17 protein-coding genes and 1 tRNA gene are annotated in these 20,957 nt (G+C 61.9%); 10 read left to right on the forward strand and 8 right to left on the reverse strand.

From position 1 onward, the window contains the following. The first annotated feature begins 5 nt into the window (after positions 1-5). The 4 genes from AC07W7_RS12150 to AC07W7_RS12165 all read left to right on the forward strand — a co-directional run bounded on the left by AC07W7_RS12150 (position 6) and on the right by AC07W7_RS12165 (position 5,339). Positions 6-809, forward strand: a complete 804-nt coding sequence (locus tag AC07W7_RS12150; RefSeq protein ID WP_495039381.1) for a sulfite exporter TauE/SafE family protein — start codon at positions 6-8, stop codon at positions 807-809. Between the two features lie 145 nt (positions 810-954). Further along, a complete protein-coding gene (locus AC07W7_RS12155) occupies positions 955-2,433 on the forward strand; it encodes a DASS family sodium-coupled anion symporter (protein ID WP_099168167.1) in 1,479 nt (492 codons plus the stop codon). A gap of 96 nt (positions 2,434-2,529) precedes the next feature. Beyond that, entirely contained in the window at positions 2,530-4,191 is a 1,662-nt protein-coding gene (locus tag AC07W7_RS12160) for an MFS transporter (protein ID WP_076962613.1), read from the forward strand. After that, the gene (locus AC07W7_RS12165) at positions 4,188-5,339 is read left to right on the forward strand and encodes an HlyD family secretion protein (protein ID WP_169901312.1); all 1,152 of its coding nucleotides are present in this window, start codon (positions 4,188-4,190) and stop codon (positions 5,337-5,339) included. The genes AC07W7_RS12160 and AC07W7_RS12165 overlap by 4 nt, the downstream gene beginning before the upstream one ends. Positions 5,340-5,376: 37 nt before the next feature. On the opposite strand, the gene copD is transcribed toward AC07W7_RS12165, so the two are convergent. Further along, positions 5,377-6,225, reverse strand: coding sequence for a copper homeostasis membrane protein CopD (gene copD / locus AC07W7_RS12170; RefSeq protein WP_495039382.1), 849 nt, complete (start codon positions 6,223-6,225; stop codon positions 5,377-5,379). Positions 6,226-6,228: 3 nt separating this feature from the next. Next, positions 6,229-6,594, reverse strand: a complete 366-nt coding sequence (gene copC, locus AC07W7_RS12175; RefSeq protein ID WP_076962616.1) for a copper homeostasis periplasmic binding protein CopC — start codon at positions 6,592-6,594, stop codon at positions 6,229-6,231. A 115-nt stretch (positions 6,595-6,709) separates the two neighbouring features. On the opposite strand from copC, the gene AC07W7_RS12180 reads away from it, so the two are divergent. Further along, positions 6,710-7,330, forward strand: a complete 621-nt coding sequence (locus AC07W7_RS12180) for a TetR/AcrR family transcriptional regulator (protein ID WP_029298440.1) — start codon at positions 6,710-6,712, stop codon at positions 7,328-7,330. Between the two features lie 111 nt (positions 7,331-7,441). Here AC07W7_RS12180 and preA read toward each other — a convergent pair whose 3' ends face one another. From preA to hydA, 3 genes are all read right to left on the reverse strand, one after another. Continuing rightward, the gene (preA, locus tag AC07W7_RS12185) at positions 7,442-8,716 is read right to left on the reverse strand and encodes an NAD-dependent dihydropyrimidine dehydrogenase subunit PreA (RefSeq protein ID WP_169867258.1); all 1,275 of its coding nucleotides are present in this window, start codon (positions 8,714-8,716) and stop codon (positions 7,442-7,444) included. Further along, the gene (locus tag AC07W7_RS12190) at positions 8,717-10,084 is read right to left on the reverse strand and encodes an NAD(P)-dependent oxidoreductase (RefSeq protein ID WP_495039383.1); all 1,368 of its coding nucleotides are present in this window, start codon (positions 10,082-10,084) and stop codon (positions 8,717-8,719) included. A gap of 145 nt (positions 10,085-10,229) precedes the next feature. Further along, positions 10,230-11,669 carry a dihydropyrimidinase gene (hydA, locus tag AC07W7_RS12195; RefSeq protein WP_076962619.1) on the reverse strand — a complete coding sequence of 480 codons (1,440 nt, stop codon included), beginning with the start codon at positions 11,667-11,669 and terminating at the stop codon, positions 10,230-10,232. Between the two features lie 601 nt (positions 11,670-12,270). Here hydA and AC07W7_RS12200 point away from each other — a divergent pair. Together AC07W7_RS12200 and AC07W7_RS12205 are read left to right on the forward strand one after the other, a co-directional pair. After that, entirely contained in the window at positions 12,271-13,758 is a 1,488-nt protein-coding gene (locus AC07W7_RS12200) for an NCS1 family nucleobase:cation symporter-1 (protein WP_076962620.1), read from the forward strand. A gap of 155 nt (positions 13,759-13,913) precedes the next feature. Beyond that, on the forward strand, positions 13,914-15,194 hold the full coding sequence (locus AC07W7_RS12205) for a Zn-dependent hydrolase (RefSeq protein WP_495039384.1): 1,281 nt from the start codon (positions 13,914-13,916) through the stop codon (positions 15,192-15,194). Positions 15,195-15,230: 36 nt separating this feature from the next. On the opposite strand, the gene AC07W7_RS12210 is transcribed toward AC07W7_RS12205, so the two are convergent. Next, positions 15,231-15,389 (reverse strand): hypothetical protein, encoded by a 159-nt coding sequence (locus AC07W7_RS12210; RefSeq protein ID WP_162843712.1) that lies wholly within the window; start codon positions 15,387-15,389, stop codon positions 15,231-15,233. Positions 15,390-15,600: 211 nt separating this feature from the next. Between AC07W7_RS12210 and AC07W7_RS12215 the strand changes: the two genes are divergently transcribed. Then, on the forward strand, positions 15,601-16,287 hold the full coding sequence (locus AC07W7_RS12215; RefSeq protein ID WP_076962661.1) for a hypothetical protein: 687 nt from the start codon (positions 15,601-15,603) through the stop codon (positions 16,285-16,287). 48 nt (positions 16,288-16,335) lie between these two features. On the opposite strand, the gene pbpG is transcribed toward AC07W7_RS12215, so the two are convergent. Then, positions 16,336-17,259, reverse strand: a complete 924-nt coding sequence (gene pbpG / locus AC07W7_RS12220) for a D-alanyl-D-alanine endopeptidase (RefSeq protein ID WP_076962622.1) — start codon at positions 17,257-17,259, stop codon at positions 16,336-16,338. A 568-nt stretch (positions 17,260-17,827) separates the two neighbouring features. Here pbpG and AC07W7_RS12225 point away from each other — a divergent pair. Further along, positions 17,828-19,453, forward strand: a complete 1,626-nt coding sequence (locus AC07W7_RS12225) for a methyl-accepting chemotaxis protein (RefSeq protein ID WP_495039385.1) — start codon at positions 17,828-17,830, stop codon at positions 19,451-19,453. Between the two features lie 255 nt (positions 19,454-19,708). On the opposite strand, the gene folD is transcribed toward AC07W7_RS12225, so the two are convergent. Further along, positions 19,709-20,563 carry a bifunctional methylenetetrahydrofolate dehydrogenase/methenyltetrahydrofolate cyclohydrolase FolD gene (gene folD / locus AC07W7_RS12230; protein ID WP_099169015.1) on the reverse strand — a complete coding sequence of 285 codons (855 nt, stop codon included), beginning with the start codon at positions 20,561-20,563 and terminating at the stop codon, positions 19,709-19,711. A 280-nt stretch (positions 20,564-20,843) separates the two neighbouring features. Here folD and AC07W7_RS12235 point away from each other — a divergent pair. Next, positions 20,844-20,920, forward strand: a tRNA-Arg gene (locus AC07W7_RS12235). The last annotated feature ends 37 nt before the right edge of the window (positions 20,921-20,957 follow it).

Raw genomic sequence — 20,957 nt, forward strand, 5'->3', positions numbered from 1 at the left:
CCCCTATGCTGCTGGCTAGTTTCTTGGGTGTGATGATGGGGTTGGTCATGGGCCTGACTGGGGCCGGGGGCGGGATTCTGGGGGTGCCGGCGTTGGTGCTGGGGCTGGGCTTGACCATGACCGAAGCGGCGCCGGTGTCACTGTTTGCGGTGGGGGCGGCGGCGGCGGTGGGGGCGTTGGATGGTTTGCGCCATGGCCTGGTGCGGTATCGTGCGGCCTTGCTGATTGCCTTGCTCGGCGCGCTGTTTTCGCCCCTGGGGGTGTTTTTTGCCCATCAGTTGCCGGACAAGATCCTGATGGGCCTGTTCAGCGCGCTGATGGTGCTGGTGGCCTGGCGCATGCTGCGGCGCGAGAAGGTCGAGGCCGGCCCCAGCGACCACGGTGCCGCGTCCTGGGGGCAGAAGAACTGCATGCTCGATCAGCAGACCGGGCGTTTTTCCTGGACCGCCAAATGCACCGCGACCCTGGCTGCCCTGGGCGCGGTGACCGGCGCGGTCTCGGGCCTGCTGGGCGTGGGCGGCGGCTTTCTGATCGTGCCGGCGTTCAAGCAACTGACCGATGTGCAGATGCGCGGGATCGTCGCCACCTCATTGATGGTGATCAGCCTGATCTCGCTGATTGGCGTGGTCGGCGCGTTCCATGCCGGGGTGGTGATCGACACCCTGGGCTGGGTGTTTATCGGCGCCAGTATCGTCGGCATGCTGGCCGGGCGGCGCCTGGGCTCGCGGGTCCCGGCGCGGGCCTTGCAAATCGGCTTTGCCAGCCTGTGTCTCGTGGTGGCCGGGGGGATGTTGTTCAACGCCTTCTAGCCCCTAGGCAGCGTTTAATACGCTCCAAATGTGGGCAGGCTTGCCGGCAGGGCAAAACTGCCCACGCCTTGATACCTGTCAAGACCCGCCGCGACGCTTTGCCTCATGCTCCAGGCCTTGATTGTCATGGCCGCCGGAGATTTCCATGAGTGCCCCCGCAACACCTGCTGTTTCCTTCAAGTTGCCCATGGGCCTGGTGATCGCCGTGCTGGTGATGGTCGGCGTGCTGCTGTTGCCGCTGCCCGCCGATTTGCCGGTGGCCGGCCAGCGGATGCTGGCGATCCTCGCGTTTGCCGTGGTGGTGTGGATCACCGAAGCGGTGTCCTACGAAGCCAGTGCGATCATGATTACCTCGTTGATGGCCTTTTTGCTGGGCACCGCGCCGTCCTTGCAGGACCCGACGCACCTGATCGGCTCCAGCCCGGCCATCAGCATGGCGCTCACCGGGTTTGCCAACCCGGCCCTGGCCCTGGTGGCCGGTGCGTTGTTTATCGCCGCCGCCATGACCCACACCGGCCTGGACCGGCGCATTGCCTTGGTCACTCTGACCCGGGTTGGCACCAGCACCCGCGGGATCCTGGTGGGGGCAATTGCGGTGACCATCCTGCTCAGCCTGGTAGTGCCCAGCGCCACCGCGCGCAGTGCTTGCGTAGTGCCGATCATGATGGGGGTGATTGCCGCGTTTGGCGTGGACAAACGCTCCAATATCGCTGCCGGGATCATGATCGTCGTTGCCCAGGGCACCAGTATCTGGAACGTCGGGATCCAGACCGCTGCGGCGCAGAACCTGCTGACGGTCGGCTTTATGGACAAGATGCTCGGCCAGCGCGTGTCGTGGATCGACTGGTTGATCGCCGGAGCGCCGTGGGCGTTGATCATGTCGGCGGTATTGCTGTTGCTGGTGCTCAAATTGTTGCCCCCGGAAAGCAATAGCATTCCCGGTGGCAAGGAGGCGGTGGCGCAGTCCCTGGTGGAGATCGGCCCCATGACCGGGCCGCAGAAGCGCTTGCTGACGGTCTCGGTATTGCTGCTGCTGGCCTGGGCCACGGAAGGGCGCCTGCACAGCTTCGATACCACCTCCACCACCTATGCCGGCCTGGTGTTCCTGCTGCTGCCGGGCATCGGCGTGATGACTTGGAAGGACGTGCAGTCGCGCATCCCCTGGGGCACGGTGATTGTGTTCGGCGTGGGCATCAGCCTCGGTACGGCACTGCTCACCACCCAGGCCGGGCAATGGCTGGGCGCGCAGGTGGTGGCGCATACCGGCCTGGATCAACTGGGGCCGCTGGGGGTGTTTGCGATCCTGGGTGCATTCCTGATTGTGATCCACCTGGGTTTTGCCAGTGCCACCGCGTTGACCTCGGCGTTGCTGCCGATCCTGATTGCCGTACTGCAAACCCTGCCGGGGGACTTCAGCCGGCTCGGCATGACCATGTTGCTCGGGTTTGTGGTCAGCTATGGCTTTATCCTGCCGATCAACGCCCCGCAAAACATGGTGTGCCTGGGCACCGGCACCTTTACCGCGCGCCAGTTTGCCAAGGTGGGCTTGTTGGTGACCTTGATTGGCTACCTGTTGATGCTGGTATTTGCCGCCACCTACTGGAGCTGGCTGGGCTGGATCTAAAGCCCCCACAAAGATGACAAGATGAACCCTGCTCAGGTTTACTAAGCTCTGAGTCAGGGTTTTACCGGCCTCGTGCGTCGGTCATCAAGGTCACGAATGGATAAATACACCCCGCACACCTGGCAACCCCACGAGCGTCCGAGCTTGCCGGGGTCGCCCTCGACGCCCCATCACCCCACGCTCAAACGCTGGGCCTTTGCCCTGGTTGGTGTGCTGGTGGCTATTACCGGGGGCCTGGGCAATGCGCTGGTGATCGCCAACTTGCCGTACCTGCAAGGGGCGTTGGGTGCGACCACCGCTGAAATGGCCTGGCTGCCCGCCGCCTATGTTATGACCAACGTGTCGATGAACCTGCTGCTGGTGAAGTTCCGCCAGCAGTTCGGCCTGCGCGCGTTTACCGAAGTGTTCCTGGTGCTCTATGCCCTGGTGACTTTCGGCCATCTGTTCGTCAATGACCTCAGCTCGGCGATTGCCGTGCGTGCGGCCCACGGCATGGTGGGCGCGGCCCTCAGTTCCCTGGGTTTGTACTACATGGTCCAGGCGTTCCCGGCAAAGTGGCGGCTCAAGGCCCTGGTACTGGGCCTGGGCACCGCGCAACTGGCCCTGCCGATGGCGCGGCTGTTTTCCGAGGACCTGCTGCAAATTGCCGAGTGGCGCGGCCTGTACCTGTTCGAGCTGGGCATGGCGCTGACCTGCCTGGGCTGTGTGTGCCTGCTCAAGTTGCCACCGGGCGACCGCTTCAGGACCTTTGAAAAACTCGACTTCCTGACCTTCGCCCTGCTTGCCTCGGGCGTGGCGTTGCTCTGCGCGGTGCTGTCCCTGGGGCGCATCGACTGGTGGCTGGAAGCACCGTGGATTGGCGTGGCCTCGGCCTGCTCCCTGGTGCTGATCATGGCCGGGCTGGCCATCGAGCATAACCGCAGCAACCCGTTGTTGATGACCCGCTGGCTGGGCGGCGGGGTGATGATTCGCCTGGCCCTGGCGGTGATCCTGATCCGCATGGTGCTGTCCGAGCAGTCCACCGGCGCGGTGGGTTTTCTGCAGGCGCTGAATATGAGCAGCGAGCAGATGCGCACCCTGTACCTGGTGATGCTGCTGGGGGCGATCAGCGGCCTGGTCACCAGCGCCTTGACCATCAACCCGGCGCACTTGCTGATGCCCCTGGTGATTTCCCTGGCCTTGATGGCCACAGGCTCGGTGATGGACAGTTTCTCCAGCAACCTGACGCGGCCGCAGAACATGTACCTGAGCCAGTTTCTGCTGGGGTTTGGCGGGACCTTCTTCCTCGGCCCGACCATGGTGCTGGGCATGCGCAATGTGCTGAGCAACCCCCGCAACCTGGTGAGTTTTTCGGTGTTGTTCGGGATCTGCCAGAGCCTCGGCGGGCTGCTGGGTTCGGCCTTGCTCGGCACCTTCCAGGTGGTGCGGGAGAAATTCCATTCGAGCATGATCGTCGAACACCTGACCCTGCTTGATCCGCGTGTCGCCGCCCGGGTACAAAGCGGTGGCTCGGCCTATGGCTCGGTGATCGCCGACCCGCAGTTGCACAACCTGATGGGCATTCGCAGCCTGGCCACGGCGGCCACCCGCGAAGCCAATGTCATGGCCTATAACGACGTGTTCATGCTGATCGCGATCATCGCGATATTGACCATGCTGTGGATTTTTACCCGGAGCCTGTGGCTGATGAGCACCACCCAGAAAGCTGCCGCCCGTGCAGCGCCTTCCGTTCAACCTAGCGGCGCACTTCCTTCATGACAGAACCTGCGGTTAGCACCACGACCACCAACGCCATTGCCGCCACCCCGGAAGGCAGCACGCCGCCCGGGGCCATGGCCACCGAGCCGCGCTCCCTGGGGGTGCGCATCATCTCGTCCCTGGGCTTTGCCGCCATTGCCATCGTCGGCGTATTGATCGTGTTGTATGCCTGGCAATTGCCGCCGTTCAGCAGCGCTGTGGAAACCACCGAGAACGCCCTGGTGCGCGGGCAGGTGACGATCATCAGCCCGCAACTGGGCGGTTATGTGTTCGAGGTGCCGGTGCAGGACTTCCAGCACGTCAAGGCCGGGGATTTGCTGGTGCGCCTCGATGACCGCATCTACAAACAGCGCCTGGACCAGGCCCTGGCGCAACGGGCGGTACAGCAGGCCGCCCTGGCCAACGTGGTGCAACAACGCAACAGCGCCGAGGCGACCATCAAGCTGCGCCAGGCCGCCCTGCTCGATAGCCAGGCCCAGGCGCGCAAAAGCACCGCCGACCTGCGCCGCAATGAAGAACTGATCAGCGACGGCTCGGTGTCGCGCCGCGAATTGGACGTGACCCGTGCTGCCAATGCGCAGACCCTCGCCGCCGTGGCCCAGGCCCAGGCCAGCCTGGAGATCGCGCGCCAGGACCTGCAGACGGTGATCGTCAATCGCGGTTCCCTGGAAGCCGCGGTCGCCAGCGCCGAGGCGGCGGTGGAGCTGGCGCGGATCGACCTGTCGAACACCCGCGTCCTGGCTCCCCGGGACGGCCAGTTGGGGCAGATCGGCGTGCGCCTGGGGGCTTATGTCAACTCCGGTGCACAGTTGATGGCGTTGGTGCCGAACCAGCTGTGGGTGATCGCCAATATGAAAGAAACCCAGATGGACCATGTGCAGGTGGGCCAGCCGGTGACCTTTACCGTCGATGCCCTGGACCACCGCCAGTTTCATGGCACGGTGCAGCGTATTTCGCCGGCTACCGGTTCTGAGTTCAGCCTGTTGCAGGCGGACAACGCCACCGGCAACTTCGTCAAGATCGCCCAGCGGGTGCCGGTGCGGATCACGGTGGACCCGGATCAGGAACAGGGCGAACGTTTGCGCCCGGGGCTGTCGGTGGTGGTGAGTATCGACACGGCGGGGCGCCTGAAAAACAGCCCGCCCTGAGAGGGATCGCGCCCCTTGTAGGAGGGCGCAAGCGCTCCTACAGCATCGGTGGCAGGGTGCCCAACAGGGAAACGGCCGCCACGGCCGCCGCGCCCAACAGCCATTCCAGCAACACGCTGGCCTGCAACTGGCCTACTCGCTGCTGGCAACCCTTGATCCGTAGCCGGTTGAGCAATGCCAGGCCCAACATCCCCGCCACCAGCAGCACCTTGATCAACAGGATCAAGGCAAACCCGCTGAACAGTGGGGTCGGCCAGAATTGCCCGGTCAGCACACGGATATTGATCAGCCCGCTGACCAGCAAACCGGCGACCAGCCCGTAGCCGACGCCGCTGAAGCGTCGCAGCATGTCTTCCAGGGGCACCTGTTGCGCATGGCGCAGGATCAAGATCAACAGCAGCAGCCCGCCGAGCCACGCACCGACGCAGAGCAGGTGTACGGCCTGGTTGAGGATCAGCAATTGCCCGCCCAGGCCATCAAGCATGGCGCCGTGGCCCACGGGGGCGAGGGTCGCCAGGAGCAGCGCCGTCAGGGGCAGGCGCGCACGGTTCCAGCGCATCAGCAGGCCCAGCACCAACACGCTATTGACGAGCAAGTGCGCGCTCCAGACCTGGCCGAAGAAGGTCTTGCCCAGTACCAATTGCACGGTTGCCAGGTCCAGCGCCAGCAGTTCGCCGCCGGCCATGGCGGCACTGACCAGCAGCAACCACACCACACCGGTTCCCAGGGCCAGCCAGGCCAGTACCCCGGTGAGGCGCGCTAGTCGCCGGTCCAGTGTCGGCTGGGGTTTGCGGCCCAGGAGCAAGGGGCGCAACACACAGGCCCCGAACATCAGCAGCACTGCCATGAAGTGCAGGAAACGGCACAGCACCAGCAGGGTGGCCATGGATTATTGGCCGACCTTGAAGCTATAGCTGCCTGCGCTCTTGTGGGTATCGACCGAAACGGCGTGCCACTCGACCTTATAGGTGCCGGCAGCCAACGGCGCGGCGGGGGTCACCACCAGGGTTTTCTTGTCTTTGTCCGGGGTTTCCAGGCCCTTGATCGCCACTTCAGTGCCGTCCTTGCTCAGGGACACCTTGGTGAAGGTAGCTTCGACGCCTTCGGAGAACACCAGGCGCAGATCCGCGGGAGCGGCGACGGTGCTGTCGGCCGCCGGTGTGGTGGTTTTCAGGTGGGTGTGGGCAAAGGCTGCCGAAGCGCCCAGCAGCGAGGCCAGCAAGGTCACTGTCGTCAGCGTCTTCTTGATCAACATCGTGCACTACCTCTTAATGGGAAGAGCGGGCAGTGTACGAAGTTTCTACTTAGGCTGTCGCCCCGATCTAGAGCGGATGGTAGTCTTCCAGGCATGTCGTTGTCAGGGAGCCCCTATGGGCAATCACAAGATCGGTATCCGTCGGGTCAACGTCGAAAAAATTCTGCTGGCGGCTGAAAAGGTCTTCGCCGAAAAGGGCTATGGCAGCACCGCCATGGCTGACATTGCCGAACAGGCGCAACTGCCGCGCTCCAACCTGCATTACTACTTCAGCACCAAGAGCGAGTTGTACAGCGCAGTGTTGTTCGACCTGCTGGAAGTATGGAAGCAGGACGCCCTGTGCTTCGAGATGTTCGATGACCCGCGGGTGGTCCTCAGCAGCTATATCCGGGCGAAGATGCAGCACTCGCGCAGCCGCCCCTATGGCTCGAAAGTCTGGGCCAATGAAATCATCCACGGCGCGCCCACCCTTGGCGAAGCGCTGGATGCGAGCCTGTACGACTGGGCCAAGATGAAGGAAGCGAAGATCCGCCAGTGGGTGGAAGACAAACGCATCCTGGCGGTGGAGCCGTCGAGCCTGCTGTATATGATCTGGGCCTCGACCCAGCACTATGCCGACTTCGATCACCAGGTGATGATCCTCAATGACCATCAGGCCCTGTCGGACATGCAGTTCGAGCGGGCGGTGCAGACGGTGACTAGTGTGATTTTGCGGGGGATCGGGTTGGAGCCCTGAGATTGTGGTGCGGTTGAGGGCTTCATCGCAGGCAAGCCAGCTCCCACATTTTGATTGTGTGAACCCGATCAAATGTGGGAGCTGGCTTGCCTGCGATAGCGATTTAAAAGGCTACACCGCCTCTCGGTAGGGGTTGCGTGGATCCTGGGTCCAGTTCAAAAACGGCTTGCCGGTGTCCATCGGCACCATCTCGATGCAGTCCGCCACCGGGCAGGTGATCTGGCACAGGTTGCAGCCCACGCATTCGTCGTCGATCACTTGATACACGTGGGTCCCATCGGCCTGCTTGAGGCTGGCAATGGCCTGGTGCGAGGTGTCTTCGCAGGCAATATGGCAGCGCCCGCAGCCGATGCACGCCGCCTGGTCAATCTTGGCGATCACCTGGTAGTTGATGTCCAGGTATTTCCAGTCTGTGGTGTTGCCCACCGCGCGCCCGGAAAAGTCCTGCAGGCTCTTGTAGCCCTGGCTGTCCATCCACCGTGACAAACCATCCTTCATCTCGTCGACGATACGAAAACCATGCAACATCGCCGCCGTGCACACCTGCACCGCGCCGCAGCCCAGGGCGACGAACTCTGCGGCATCGCGCCAGTTGCCGATGCCGCCGATCCCGCAGATCGGCAGGCCCTGGGTCTGGGGATCGCGGGCGATTTCAGCCACCATGTTCAAGGCAATCGGCTTGACCGCCGAGCCGCAGTAGCCGCCGTGGGTGCTCTGGGTGCCGACGATCGGCAGGGCGACCATGCGCTCCAGATCGACGCTGGTGATGGAGTTGATGGTGTTGATCAGCGACACCGCGTCAGCCCCGCCGCGATAGGCGGCACGGGCGGCCACGCGGATATCGGTGATATTGGGCGTGAGCTTGACGATCACCGGCAGCGAGCAATAGGTCTTGCACCAGCGCGTCACCTGTTCGACGTATTCCGGCACCTGGCCCACCGCCGCGCCCATGCCCCGTTCCGGCATGCCGTGGGGGCAACCGAAGTTCAGTTCGATGCCGTCGCAACCGGTGGCTTCCACCCGTGGCAGGATGTTTTTCCAGGACTCTTCGACGCACGGCACCATCAGCGACACGATCAGGGCGCGGTCCGGCCAGTCCTTTTTCACCTGGGTGATTTCTTGCAGGTTGATTTCCAGGGAGCGGTCGGTGATCAGTTCGATATTGTTGATACCCAGTACTTCGCGGTTGGCGCCAAAGTGCGCCGAATAGCGGGACGAGACGTTGACTGCCGCCGGGTCCTCGCCCAGGGTTTTCCAGACCACGCCGCCCCAGCCGGCTTCAAAGGCGCGCACCACGTTGTAGGCCTTGTCGGTAGGGGGCGCGGAGGCCAGCCAGAACGGATTGGGGGCTTTGATGCCGGCGAACACAATCGATAGATCGGCCATTTACGCAGCCTCCACAGTGAGCATGAGTTGAGCGTGCATGGCCTCGGCGGCCAGCTTGCCGTGCTGCACGGCCTGGACGGTGAGGTCTTGCCCGAGGCTGACGCAATCGCCACCGGCATACACACCGGGGATGCTGGTTTGCAGCTGTGCATCGACAAAGATCCGCTCGCCCTGGCGTTGCAGTTGCTGGGCCAGGGGGTCGTGCAAGGCCTGCTCGTCGAAGCCTTGGCCGATGGCCTTGAAGATCGCATCCGCCGCCAGCTCGAAGGTGTCGCCGGTGGTGTGTAGGCGGCCATTTTCCAGGCGTGTGCGGGCAAAGCGCATGCCGCGTACCTGGCCCAGGTCGTCCAGCAGCACAGTGTCGGGTTGGGCCCAGGTCAGCAGGCGGACCTGGTTGGCTTTGGCGATATCTTGCTCATGGCCAGTGGCGCCCATGTCGGCAAGCCCGCGGCGGTAGACCAGGTTGACATCGCGTGCGCCCAGGCGCGCCATTTGCACGGCCATGTCGATGGCGGTGTTGCCAGCACCGAGCACGATGCAGCGGTCGGCCAGGGGCAGTTGGCTGAGGTCGTCGGCCTGGCGCAGTTCGCGGATGTAGTCGGTGGCGGCGAGCAGGCCGGGCGCGTCCTCGTGGGGCAGGCCCAGGTGTTTGCTGGCGGCCAGGCCCAGGCCGAGGAACACCGCGTCGAATTGCTGGTGCAGGTCGCTCAGGCTCAGGTTGTCGCCCAGGCGCTGGCCGTGGCGGATTTCGATGCCGCCGATCTGCAGCAGGAAGTCCAACTCCTGCTGGGCGAAGTCATCCACCAGTTTGTATTTGGCGATCCCGTATTCATTGAGGCCGCCGGCCTTTTCCCGGGCCTCGAAAATCACCACGTCATGCCCATGCAAGGCACTGCGATGGGCGCAGGACAAACCCGCAGGCCCGGCGCCGACCACCGCGATACGCTTGCCGGTCGCGGCGGCGCGCTGGAACGGGTGTTGCTCGAAGTGCGCGTTGTCGATGGCATAGCGTTGCAACAGGCCGATCAGCACCGGGGCGCATTCTTCGCTGTGGTTGCGTACACAGGCCTGCTGGCAGAGGATTTCGGTCGGACAGACCCGGGCACAGCTGCCGCCGAGGATATTGGCCGAGAGGATTTTCTGCGCCGCGCCCTGGACGTTGTCGGTGTGGATATTGCGGATAAACGACGGGATGTCGATTTCGCTGGGGCACGCGTTGACGCACGGCGCGTCGTAGCAATACAGGCAGCGCGAGGCTTCCAGGTGGGCCTGGCGGGCATTGAGGGGCGGTGCCAGGTCGGTGAAATGGCTGGCGAGGGTCGCCCCGTCTTCGTCGGGGTGGGGGAGGTGGTTCAGGGTCTGGATCACGGTAATGGCCTCACGGTTTTTTTGCCTCTGGCGGGCATTGGTTTTTTGTTGCCTGTGCGGGCTTCATCGCGGGCAAGCCCGCTCCCACATTTGATCGGGTTCACATCTCAATGGGTGGGAGCTGGCTTGCCTGCGATTGGCTATGTCAGCGGTTTACCGCGACTGGCCTGGAATGCTCGGCCCGCTTGCGCAACTGCTCGAACACCGGCGGATACGCCGGCCGCTCGACATAGCGCCCGGCACCGCGCTCGGCGCGCAAATCGCCATCGACCCACACCAGCCGGCCCTGGCTGATGGTATGGCTGGGCACGCCGCGTACGGTCTTGCCTTCAAAGATGTTGAAGTCCACCTGCTGGTGGTGGGTCTTGGCCGAGATGGTCCGCGTACCCTGGGGATCCCACAGCACCAGGTCGGCATCGGCACCGACGCGGATCGCACCCTTGCGCGGGTAGAGGTTGAAGATCTTCGCGGTGTTGGTGGAGGTCAGTGCGACAAATTCCTGCATCGACAGGCGCCCGGTGTTGACCCCTTCGTCCCACAGCAACGCCATGCGGTCTTCGATGCCGGCGGTGCCGTTGGGGATCTTGCTGAAGTCGTCACGCCCGGCAGCCTTTTGGTCGGCACAGAAGCAGCAGTGGTCGGTGGCGGTGGTGTGCAGGTTGCCCGCTTGCAGGCCACGCCACAGTGCGTCTTGATGCCCGCGGGGGCGGAAGGGCGGGCTCATCACGTAGCCCGCTGCGGTTTGCCAGTCGGGGTGCTGGTACACGCTGTCGTCCAGCAGCAGGTGCCCGGCCAGGACTTCGCCATAGACCGCCTGGCCCTTGGCGCGGGCATAGGTGATTTCGTCGAGGGCTTCCTGGGTCGAAACGTGCACCAGGTACAGCGGCGTGCCGAGGGTTTCGGCGATGCGGATTGCACGGCTGGCGGCTTCGCCTTCCACTTGCGAAGGCCGGGACAGCGGGTGGGCCTCGGGCCCGGTGATGCCCTGGGCCATCAGCTTGCGTTGCAGGTGATACACCAGCTCGCCATTCTCCGCATGCACGGTGGGCACCGCGCCCAGTTCCAGGCAGCGCTCGAAGCTGGCGACCAGGGTGTCGTCGGCGGCCATGATCGCGTTCTTGTAGGCCATGAAATGCTTGAAGCTGTTGATGCCGTGGTGGCTCACCAGCTCGGCCATTTCCTCGCGCACCTGTTCGCTCCACCAGGTAATCGCCACATGAAACCCATAGTCGGCCGCCGACTTCTCGGCCCAGCCGCGCCACTGGTGGAAGGCCTCCAGCAACGACTGCTGCGGGTTGGGAATCACGAAGTCGATGATCGACGTGGTCCCGCCCGCCAGGCCTGCTGCCGTACCGCTGAAAAAGTCCTCGCTGGCCACGGTGCCCATGAAGGGCAGTTGCATATGGGTATGGGGGTCGATGCCGCCGGGCATCAGGTATTGGCCGCTGCCATCGAGTATCTCGGTGCCGGCGGGAATATCCAGGCCAGTGCCAATGGCGCGGATTAGACCGTCTGCGCACACTACATCGGCGGTATAACTTTCATCATGGGTAACAACGGTGGCGCCACGGATCAACAGAGACATGCCGAGTTCCTCAGAGGCTTGACCGGCTTATGCCAGTTCTAAGTGTTGTAGTGCTGCTCACAGTGCAAGGTCTATTCTTGTCACGGGTGACAGGAATAGAAACTAGCCCGAGTCTTTGGAATGATCAAGATTATTTTTTATAAGCTTAAATTTATATTAAGTTATTGATTTTTAATGATAAAAATTAAATATCACCAAAATGTAGCGGCCCCTCACCCTTTTGACGCACTTGACAGGTTCCCAATATGAGCAACATTTTCTATTGCAAATCAGACGCTTGAGAGTTGCCTCTTGACGGGAGGCCGTAATAAAAATAATTGTGTTGCACCAGATTGAGTCCTGATTGTTCGGACAACTTCTGCGTTATTTGGCCTGAGTAACGTTGAAAGTGACGTGGGACTTTTCGGTGTTGTAAATAAAGCTGATAAACATCAGTTGGTTATATAAGCGGTACGGATGGGTTGACGGTCTACGGCACGGTAATTGAGTGCGCTGCCGGTGGGCCGGGTCCGTGATGTCATGTTGTCCATGCGGGACTGCGGCCATCCAGCGTTGAGCGCTGGATGAGCAACAATAATTCGAAAAAAACCGTGGAGCAGCCATGCAACAGAACAGATCGCAAGTCATCGAACGCGACGGCCTGTATGAACTCGACGCCGGCAGCGACGTGCTCGACAGCCCCCGTTACAACCACGACATGGCGCCGACCAAGGTGCACGAACGAACCTGGAACAAGTGGCACATCACCGCACTGTGGGTCGGCATGTCGATCTGCGTGCCGACCTACACCCTGGGCGGGGTGCTCACCGCGTACTTCGGCTTGTCGGTGGGCGAGGCATTGGTGGCAATCCTGCTGGCCAATATCGTGGTACTCATCCCCCTGACGCTCAACGCGTTTCCCGGCACCAAGTACGGTATTCCGTTCCCGGTGCTGCTGCGCTCGTCCTTCGGCATTCTCGGCTCCAATGTGCCGTGCCTGATCCGCGCCCTGGTGGCCTGCGGTTGGTTCGGGATCCAGACGATGTTCGGCGGGCTGGCGATCCACCTGTTCCTCGGCTCGATTTTCGAGGGCTGGAAGAGCCTGGGCGGCACCGGCGAGGTGATCGGCTTCATGATCTTCTGGGTGTTGAACCTGTGGGTGGTGCTGCGCGGCGCCGAGTCGATCAAATGGCTGGAAACCCTGTCGGCACCGCTGCTGGTGGCGGTGGGCATCGGCTTGCTGGTGTGGGCGTTGCCCAATGTGTCGCTCAGTGAATTGATGGCGATCCCCCCCAAACGTCCCGAAGGCGCGAGCCTGACAGGCTACTTTATGGCCGGGCTGACCGCGATGGTCGGTTTCTGGGCCACCTTGTCCCTGAATATTCCCGATTTCAGCCGTTATGCCAAAAGCCAGAAAGACCAGATCCTGGGGCAGATTTTCGGCCTGCCGCTGACCATGTTCCTGTTCGCCGCCTTGGGCGTGATCATGACCGCCGCCTCGGTGAAACTGGTGGGGGTCAGCGTCTCCGACCCGGTGACCCTGATCGGGCATATCCAGAGCCCGGTGTGGGTGGCGGTGGCAATGGCGTTGATCATCATTGCCACGCTGTCGACCAACACGGCGGCGAATATTGTCTCGCCCACCAATGACTTCCAGAACATTGCGCCCAAGCTGATCAACCGCACCACCGCCGTGGTGCTCACCGGCCTGGTGGGGCTGGCGCTGATGGCCCACGAGTTGCTGAAAAAACTCGGCTTGATCGTGTCCGATGTCAGCCTGGAGACCGTGTATTCCAACTGGTTGCTCGGCTATTCGAGCCTGTTGGGGCCGATTGCCGGGATCATGGTGGTGGACTACTTCCTGATCCGCCGCCAGCAACTGGACCTGGCGGGGTTGTACCGTGATGACGTGTACCCGGCGTGGAATACGGCGGGGTTTATCGCGTTTGGTGTGCCGGTGGTGCTGACTTTGCTGTCGCTGGGCAGCGATGCGTTCAGTTGGTTCTATAGCTATGGCTGGTTCACCGGCTCGGCGCTGGGCGGGGTGTTGTATTACGGGCTGTGCGCCAAACGCAAAACCAGCCCTGTCGCTGCCAAGACATCCCTGTAAGCGATGTGGAATGCAATCAAATGTGGGAGCGGGCTTGCCCGCGATAGCGGTCTTTCAGGCGGCATCTACGGTGACTGACACATCGCCATCGCGGGCAAGCCCGCTCCCACATTTGGACCGCGTCAATCATAAGAAAACTGCCTGAGGAGATCCCTATGAACGCTGCCATCGACGTTCTGCAATCCACCCATCTGCACATCAACCGCGACCGCCTGTGGCAGTCGTTGATGGACCTCGCCCAGCTTGGCGCGACGCCCAAGGGCGGGGTGTGCCGCCTGGCCCTGACTGACCTGGATCGCCAGGCCCGCGATCTGTTTGTGCAGTGGTGCGAGGCGGCGGGGTGCACGGTGACCATCGATGGCGTGGGCAATATCTTCGCCCGTCGCCCGGGGCGTAATCCGGCATTGCCGCCGGTGATGACCGGCAGCCATATCGATACCCAGCCCACGGGCGGCAAGTTCGATGGCTGCTTCGGGGTGTTGGCGGGGGTGGAAGTGCTGCGCACCCTTAATGATCTGAACGTGCAGACCGAAGCGCCGCTGGAGGTGGTGGTGTGGACCAACGAGGAAGGCTCGCGCTTCCCGCCGTGCATGATGGGCTCCGGGGTGTTCGCCGAGAAATTCACCCTGGAAGACACCCTGGCCAAGACCGACGCCGAGGGTGTCACGGTGGGCGCTGCGCTGAAGGCGATTGGCTATGCGGGCACCCGGCCGGTCAGTGGGCATCCGGTCGGGGCTTACTTTGAAGCGCATATCGAGCAAGGTCCGATCCTTGAAGATGAACGCAAAACCATCGGTGTGGTGCTGGGGGCCCTCGGCCAGAAATGGTTCGACCTGACCCTGCGCGGCGTCGAGGCCCATGCCGGCCCGACCCCGATGCACCTGCGCAAGGACGCCCTGGTGGGCGCCTCGGCGGTGGTTGCCGCGGTCAACGCCGCTGCACTGGGCCATCAGCCCCATGCCTGTGGCACGGTGGGGTGCCTGCAAGCCTACCCCGGCTCGCGCAATGTGATCCCCGGTGAAGTGCGCATGACCCTGGATTTTCGCCACCTGGAGCCGGCACGCCTGGATTCGATGATTGCCCAGGTGCGCCAGGTGATTGACGAGACCTGCGCCAAGCACGGGTTGACCTTCGAGATGGTGCCTACCGCCGATTTCCCGCCGCTGTATTTCGACAAGGGCTGTGTCGATGCCGTGCGCGAGGCGGCCAATGGCTTGGGGTTGTCGAACATGGATATCGTCAGTGGTGCCGGGCACGACGCCATTTTCGTCGCCGAGCTGGGGCCGGCGGGCATGATATTCGTGCCCTGTGACGGCGGGATCAGCCATAACGAAATCGAAAACGCCGCCCCGGATGACCTGGCGGCGGGCTGCGCGGTGCTGCTGCGGGCGATGGTGGCGGCGTCGGCGGCCGTGGCCCGTAAGCCTGCGGCCTAGATCGGTAGGCGCCAGGTTGCCGGCTCCTGGAGTGGCTTAGGCGTGATGCGCGACCGGCTTGCGGGCCTTGGCGCGCGTCGCGGCCTTGGGCGGTGGATGGCGGCGGCGGGTCACACGCAGCACCCCCCACAACATGGCGCTGGCGACGGTCAGCCAGCCAAGTACCAGCAGGAAAATCGTGGTTGTCAGGCTCATAAGTGCCTCCTTTGCCCTGTGCAGGGCACATACGGTCTTTGCAATGGACAGTCTAACCGCCAAGCGGCTGCGTGCTATTGACCAATGGTCGTGTATGTCCAACTTGTTTGCTCTATACCGGGTTTTTTACTGCGGCCCAAGGCTATACCCGCGTCCGCGAGCGCCCTATGATCAACGCCCCAGCCCGCAGATGATCAAGAGAGTGAAGAAGTTGCGTTTACGGTCGAACCTCAAAAAATCCTTGCTGGCGGCAGCGTGCATCCTCGGATTGGCCGCGTGTGCAGGGCACCCCACATCCTCGAAAATCCAAGGCTTGCCCGAGCGGGTAGAGCTCAACGGCGTGCCGGCGTTTCGCGGTGACACCTACCAGGGGGGGCCGGCAGCCCTGGCCAGCATGCTGTCGCAACAAGGCATTGTGATTACACCGGGCTTGCTGGATAAGCCATTGCGCCTGCCGGGCGGGGAAGCCGACCTTGAGCGCAATATGCAGGCACTGGCGCGGGAGTACGGGATGCTGGTGTATCCGCTGGATGCCAAGCTGACCGCGCTGTTGGCGCAGGTGGCGGCGGGGTACCCGGTGATGTTGCGGATTACCGAAGGCTCGACGCTCTGGGCCGAACCGCGCTATGCGGTGCTGGTGGGCTTTAACCAGCAGAACAGTACAGTGGTGTTGCGAGTGGCCAGGGACCGGCGCCGCGCCGTGGCGTTCAGCGACTTCGCGTCCGCCTGGAAAAGCGCCGGGCAATGGGCGGTGCTGGTCCAGCGGCCAAGCCAGTTGCCGGCCAACCTGGATGCGGCGCGCTGGCAGCAGGCGGCCAACGCAACGGCCCAGGCCGGCCAGGAGCAAGCGGCGGCCCAGGCGCTCAAAGTGATGGCCGAAAGGCCGAAGCAGCCCTAATGCAAACGGCGCCCGAGAGCGCCGTTTTTTGTGCCGGTCAGTGGTGTCTTAGCGCGACTGGGCGACCCCGGTCTGGCGGGCCTTGAGGTTCTTGTCAGCCTTGTATTGCAGGGCCACGTCCGGCACCGAGCCGCTCTTGCCGGTTTCAATCCACTTGCGAATGCGGCTGGCATCGGCAAAGTGCGTGAACTTGCCGAAGGCATCGAGGATCACCAACGACACCGGGCGATTGCCCATGCTGGTCACCAGCACCAGGCAGTGGCCGGCCTGGTTGGTGAAACCGGTCTTGGTCAGCTTGATATCCCAATTGGCCCGGTTGACCAGGTGATCGGTGTTGGAAAAACCCAGGGTGTAGCTGGGCTTGCGGAACGACACGGTTTTTTCCTTGGTGGTGCTCAATTGCGTGAGCATTGGGTACTTGCGTGCGGCCTGCACCAGCTTGCTCAAGTCACGGGCGGTGGACACGTTATGGATCGACAGGCCGGTGGGTTCGACATAGCGGGTGCTGGTCATGCCCAGGGCCTTGGCCTTGGCGTTCATCGCAGCAATAAACGCCGCATAGCCGCCCGGATAATGGTGGGCCAGGCTGGCGGCGGCACGGTTTTCCGAGGACATCAGGGTGATCAGCAACATCTCCTTGCGCGGCATCTCACTGTTGAGTTTGACCCGCGAGAACACCCCTTTCATTTCCGGGGTGTCACTGATGTTGATGGAGATGTACTCATCCATATTCTGCTTGGCGTCCAGCACCACCATACCGGTCATCAACTTGGTGACGGAGGCAATCGGCACCACCACGTCGGGGTTGCTGGCGTAGATCACCTTGTTGGTTTGCAGGTCGACCAGCATCGCGCTGCCCGAGGCGATGTGCAGTTGCGAGGTGTCCCGTGGGGCCAGGGTGGTTTCGCTGGCGTTGGCGACAGTGCCTGCGAATGCGAAGAACAGGCTGACAAGAGAGAGATGAATTTTCACGCGGATGAACTCGCTAAAAGATAGAAAAATACCAGGGGCGACCGGTTTTATGAAAAATGACGTTACATTTTAGGAGTATGGATCAGAAAGCGATAGAGAGCCTTTAAATAAAGGCTGTAAGGCGATGATGGGTGTAGCGCTACGGTGTCGTCCATCACACCTGCTATCGAGCGGGGCTAAAAAAAACACGCCAGCGGAACGGTTTTATGACAGTGCCTGAACTAGATTGATATCTAAATGATATCAATTATTCAGGCTTGCTGGTCCCGCTTGTGGATTTCAGGTTCTCACGTCAGAAAAAATCAAGGCGGCAGCGGCGTTGTTCAACTTTACTGATGCACGTTGCCGAGGCTGCGCCCATTTTCGGGCGGTATCCGACCCAAGGTGGTGGGGCGCTGAGTAGCGTAGGCGTAAACAAGTGTGTTGCAGATGAAGAGGGCAGGTATTGACGATGCCTTGCTAGAGGCTGCGCTAACCAAATTGTTGGGTTGCTTACAGCTTCGGGCATCTTGGTCGATAGCCTGGAATGACAGCAGTGACGTACCGACCTTTCTAAGAGAGATAAAAAATGAACGTCAGGACTATAAACCTTGCTCCAAGGTCTGCCATCTTCTTCTCGCTCATTGTCCTGGTGGTTTTTGCTCTGGGCCTTGTCGCCTTGATGCAAATGGACAAGCTTCGAGACGCGGAGCAGGATGTCGAAACTAATTGGATGGCGAGCATCCGCGAGATCGGCAAGATGCAGGCAGGTGTCTTGCGCCTGCGTCTTGAAAGCATCCGCATCACTGTGACTACCGACGAGCAAGTGCGCCAAACGCGCATCGCTTCGTTGGGTGGCTACCGTAGTACGCTACAGGGCACCATCAGCAATTACGTCCCCTTGATTACCGGGCCGGCAGAGCGTGAGCTCTACCAGGCGGTGGCCACCGATGTGCAGCAGTATTTCAAGCTAGTGGATGAGCTGGAACCGTTGCTGCGAAGTGGCGACAACGCCGCAGCCATTGGCCTGATCAATACCCGCATCAGCCCGATGACCAACGCCCTGCAGGAAAAGATGGACAAACTCTCGGCCTTTAACGAGGAGGGTGCGAAGCGTGCAGGCCTGGATGCCGCCTCGATCTACAGCAACGGCGTAACGTTGGTGATTGGCCTGCTGGTGGTGACCGTAATGCTCACCGTAGTACTGGCTACGGTGTTGACCCGTAGCATTACCTCGCCTATCAGCGATGCCCTGGCCGTGGCCGAGCGCATTGCCGGTAGCGACCTGTCCCGGGAGATTGGGGTCAGTGGTCGCGATGAAGCCGGCCGCCTGCTGGCTGCCTTGGCGAAGATGCAGAGCAACCTGCGGGAAACCATCGCCAGTATCGCCGACTCTGCCACCCAACTGGCGTCGGCCTCTGAAGAAATGACCGCTGTGACCGAAGACGCCAGCCGTGGGCTGGTGCGGCAGAACGATGAAGTCAATCAGGCCGCCACCGCGGTGACCGAAATGAGCGCTGCGGTGGACGAGGTGGCACGCAACGCCGAAGCCGCCGCCCAATCTTCGCGAGAGTCCATGGCATTCACCCACTCGGGTATCGAGAACGTGGCGCAGACCCTCAAAGCCATCGAAAGTCTGGCCAGCAACGTGGCGAGTACTGGGGATCAAGTCAAGGCCTTGTCCGGCAGGGCCCAGGACATCAGCAAGGTGGTCGAGGTCATTCGCGCGATTGCCGAGCAGACCAACCTGCTGGCGCTGAACGCGGCCATTGAAGCCGCCCGCGCTGGCGAGCAAGGTCGTGGGTTTGCGGTGGTTGCTGATGAAGTGCGGGCCCTGGCCCACCGCACCCAGCAGTCGACCCAGGAAATCGAACAGATGATCAGCGCGATTCAGAGCGATTCGACCCACGCAGTGAGTGCCATGAGCGTCAGTGCTCAGATGGCCAGCAGCTCAATCTCCGTGGCGCAGAGCGCCGACCTGTCGCTTAAGCAGATCGCCGAGGCCATCACCCAGATAAACGAGCGCAACCTGTTGATCGCCACCGCCTCGGAAGAGCAGGCACAGGTGGCCCGCGAGGCCGATCAAAACCTGACCAGTATCCGCGAACTATCAGTCCAGAGCTCGGCGGGCGCCAGTCAGACCGCCAGCGCTTGTGGTGAGATGGCCGGCCTGGCGATTGAACTGAATCGCTTAGTGGCGCGCTTCAAGGTCTGACATGGCCTGTGCCTGCTTGTGGTAGGCCTTGAGGAGGAAGTATGACGCTAACCACTATAGGGTATGGGGGCTTCATTTTCGGAAAAGCGCAGTATTGCTTGGCTGTGACGGCCAAGGTGGGTGTACGTCACCAGGCTTGAACAGATGCCATTGAACAGGCCTAAAAAATCCGCAGCCAGAGATCTGGCTGCGGATTTCTTGGAAGCCCCGGCGTAATCTCGAAGACTTAAGCGAGCAGCATTGCGCCCTAAGGTCTCAGCTATGCAGGGTTTCAGCCGCGTACAGCGTATTTTCCAGCAGGCAGGCACGGGTCATCGGGCCTACGCCACCCGGCACCGGGGTAATCCAGCCAGCACGGGGCAGGGCGGTTTCGTACACTACGTCGCCGACCAATTTGCCGTCGTCCTGACGGTTGATACCGACATCGATCACGATCGCGCCTTCCTTGATCCACTCGCCCTTGACCAGGCCCGGCTTGCCGGCGGCGACTACTACCAGGTCGGCACGGCCAACGTGGCCCGCCAGGTCATGGGTGAAGCGGTGGGTGACGGTCACGGTGCAGCCGGCCAACAGCAACTCCATGGCCATCGGACGGCCAACAATGTTGGACGCGCCCACGACCACGGCATCCAGGCCGTACAGGTTCACGCCGGTGCTTTCCAGCAGGGTCATGATGCCCTTCGGTGTGCAGGGGCGTAGCAGGGGAATGCGCTGGGCCAGGCGACCGACGTTGTAAGGGTGGAAACCGTCGACGTCTTTGTCGGGGCGGATACGCTCCAGCAGCAGGGAGGCATCCAGATGCTCCGGCAGTGGCAATTGCAGGAGGATGCCGTCGATGTTCGGGTCGTCGTTGAGGCCGTCGATCAGGTCGGTCAGGGCCTGTTGGGTGGTGTCGCAAGGCAAGTCGTAGGCCTTGGAAATAAAGCCGACCTCTTCACAGTCTTTACGCTTGTGCGAGACATAAACCTGGGAGGCGGGATCGCTGCCGACCAGGATCACCGCGAGCCCCGGCGTGCGCAGCCCAAGCTTGCGACGCTCGGCGACACGTTTGGCGATCTGCTGGCGCAGGCTGGCGGCGATTGATTTGCCGTCGATAAGTTGTGCAGTCATTACGCGTGATTAACCATCGAGAGGGGGAGGAAAAGTGCGCGCATTCTCGCACGCCAGGACGTGAGGGCAAAGGCGCTTGGTCTGTAAATTCCCCTAACCCCTTAAATAAAATGAATTTTTTTCAAAAAAGATTTGACGGCCCCTGGGGGCGTCTATACTATTCGTCGCACTTGTCGGGCACAGCCTAGCACTGGTTAAGAAGGTCGAGCGCAATGGCTGTTTTATTGTGTAAGGCTGGAAGCATTTAGTTTGTAGTCCTCCAAGAGTACAGATTAATCAGGCGCCCGTAGCTCAGCTGGATAGAGCATCCGCCTTCTAAGCGGATGGTCGCAGGTTCGAGTCCTGCCGGGTGCGCCATTAGGCAGCTTTGGCACAAGTAGCGCAAGATGGTGGG

Source organism: Pseudomonas sp. GW821-FHT01D09, from assembly GCF_059422465.1.

Bases quoted from the DNA above. Each gene is read 5' to 3' on its own strand.
- AC07W7_RS12150 (WP_495039381.1), top strand. From the start codon at position 6: ATGCTGCTGGCTAGTTTCTTGGGTGTGATGATGGGGTTGGTCATGGGC.
- AC07W7_RS12155 (WP_099168167.1), top strand. From the start codon at position 955: ATGAGTGCCCCCGCAACACCTGCTGTTTCCTTCAAGTTGCCCATGGGC.
- AC07W7_RS12160 (WP_076962613.1), top strand. From the start codon at position 2,530: ATGGATAAATACACCCCGCACACCTGGCAACCCCACGAGCGTCCGAGC.
- AC07W7_RS12165 (WP_169901312.1), top strand. From the start codon at position 4,188: ATGACAGAACCTGCGGTTAGCACCACGACCACCAACGCCATTGCCGCC.
- copD (WP_495039382.1), bottom strand. From the start codon at position 6,225: ATGGCCACCCTGCTGGTGCTGTGCCGTTTCCTGCACTTCATGGCAGTG.
- copC (WP_076962616.1), bottom strand. From the start codon at position 6,594: ATGTTGATCAAGAAGACGCTGACGACAGTGACCTTGCTGGCCTCGCTG.
- AC07W7_RS12180 (WP_029298440.1), top strand. From the start codon at position 6,710: ATGGGCAATCACAAGATCGGTATCCGTCGGGTCAACGTCGAAAAAATT.
- preA (WP_169867258.1), bottom strand. From the start codon at position 8,716: ATGGCCGATCTATCGATTGTGTTCGCCGGCATCAAAGCCCCCAATCCG.
- hydA (WP_076962619.1), bottom strand. From the start codon at position 11,669: ATGTCTCTGTTGATCCGTGGCGCCACCGTTGTTACCCATGATGAAAGT.
- AC07W7_RS12200 (WP_076962620.1), top strand. From the start codon at position 12,271: ATGCAACAGAACAGATCGCAAGTCATCGAACGCGACGGCCTGTATGAA.
- AC07W7_RS12205 (WP_495039384.1), top strand. From the start codon at position 13,914: ATGAACGCTGCCATCGACGTTCTGCAATCCACCCATCTGCACATCAAC.
- AC07W7_RS12210 (WP_162843712.1), bottom strand. From the start codon at position 15,389: ATGAGCCTGACAACCACGATTTTCCTGCTGGTACTTGGCTGGCTGACC.
- AC07W7_RS12225 (WP_495039385.1), top strand. From the start codon at position 17,828: ATGAACGTCAGGACTATAAACCTTGCTCCAAGGTCTGCCATCTTCTTC.
- folD (WP_099169015.1), bottom strand. From the start codon at position 20,563: ATGACTGCACAACTTATCGACGGCAAATCAATCGCCGCCAGCCTGCGC.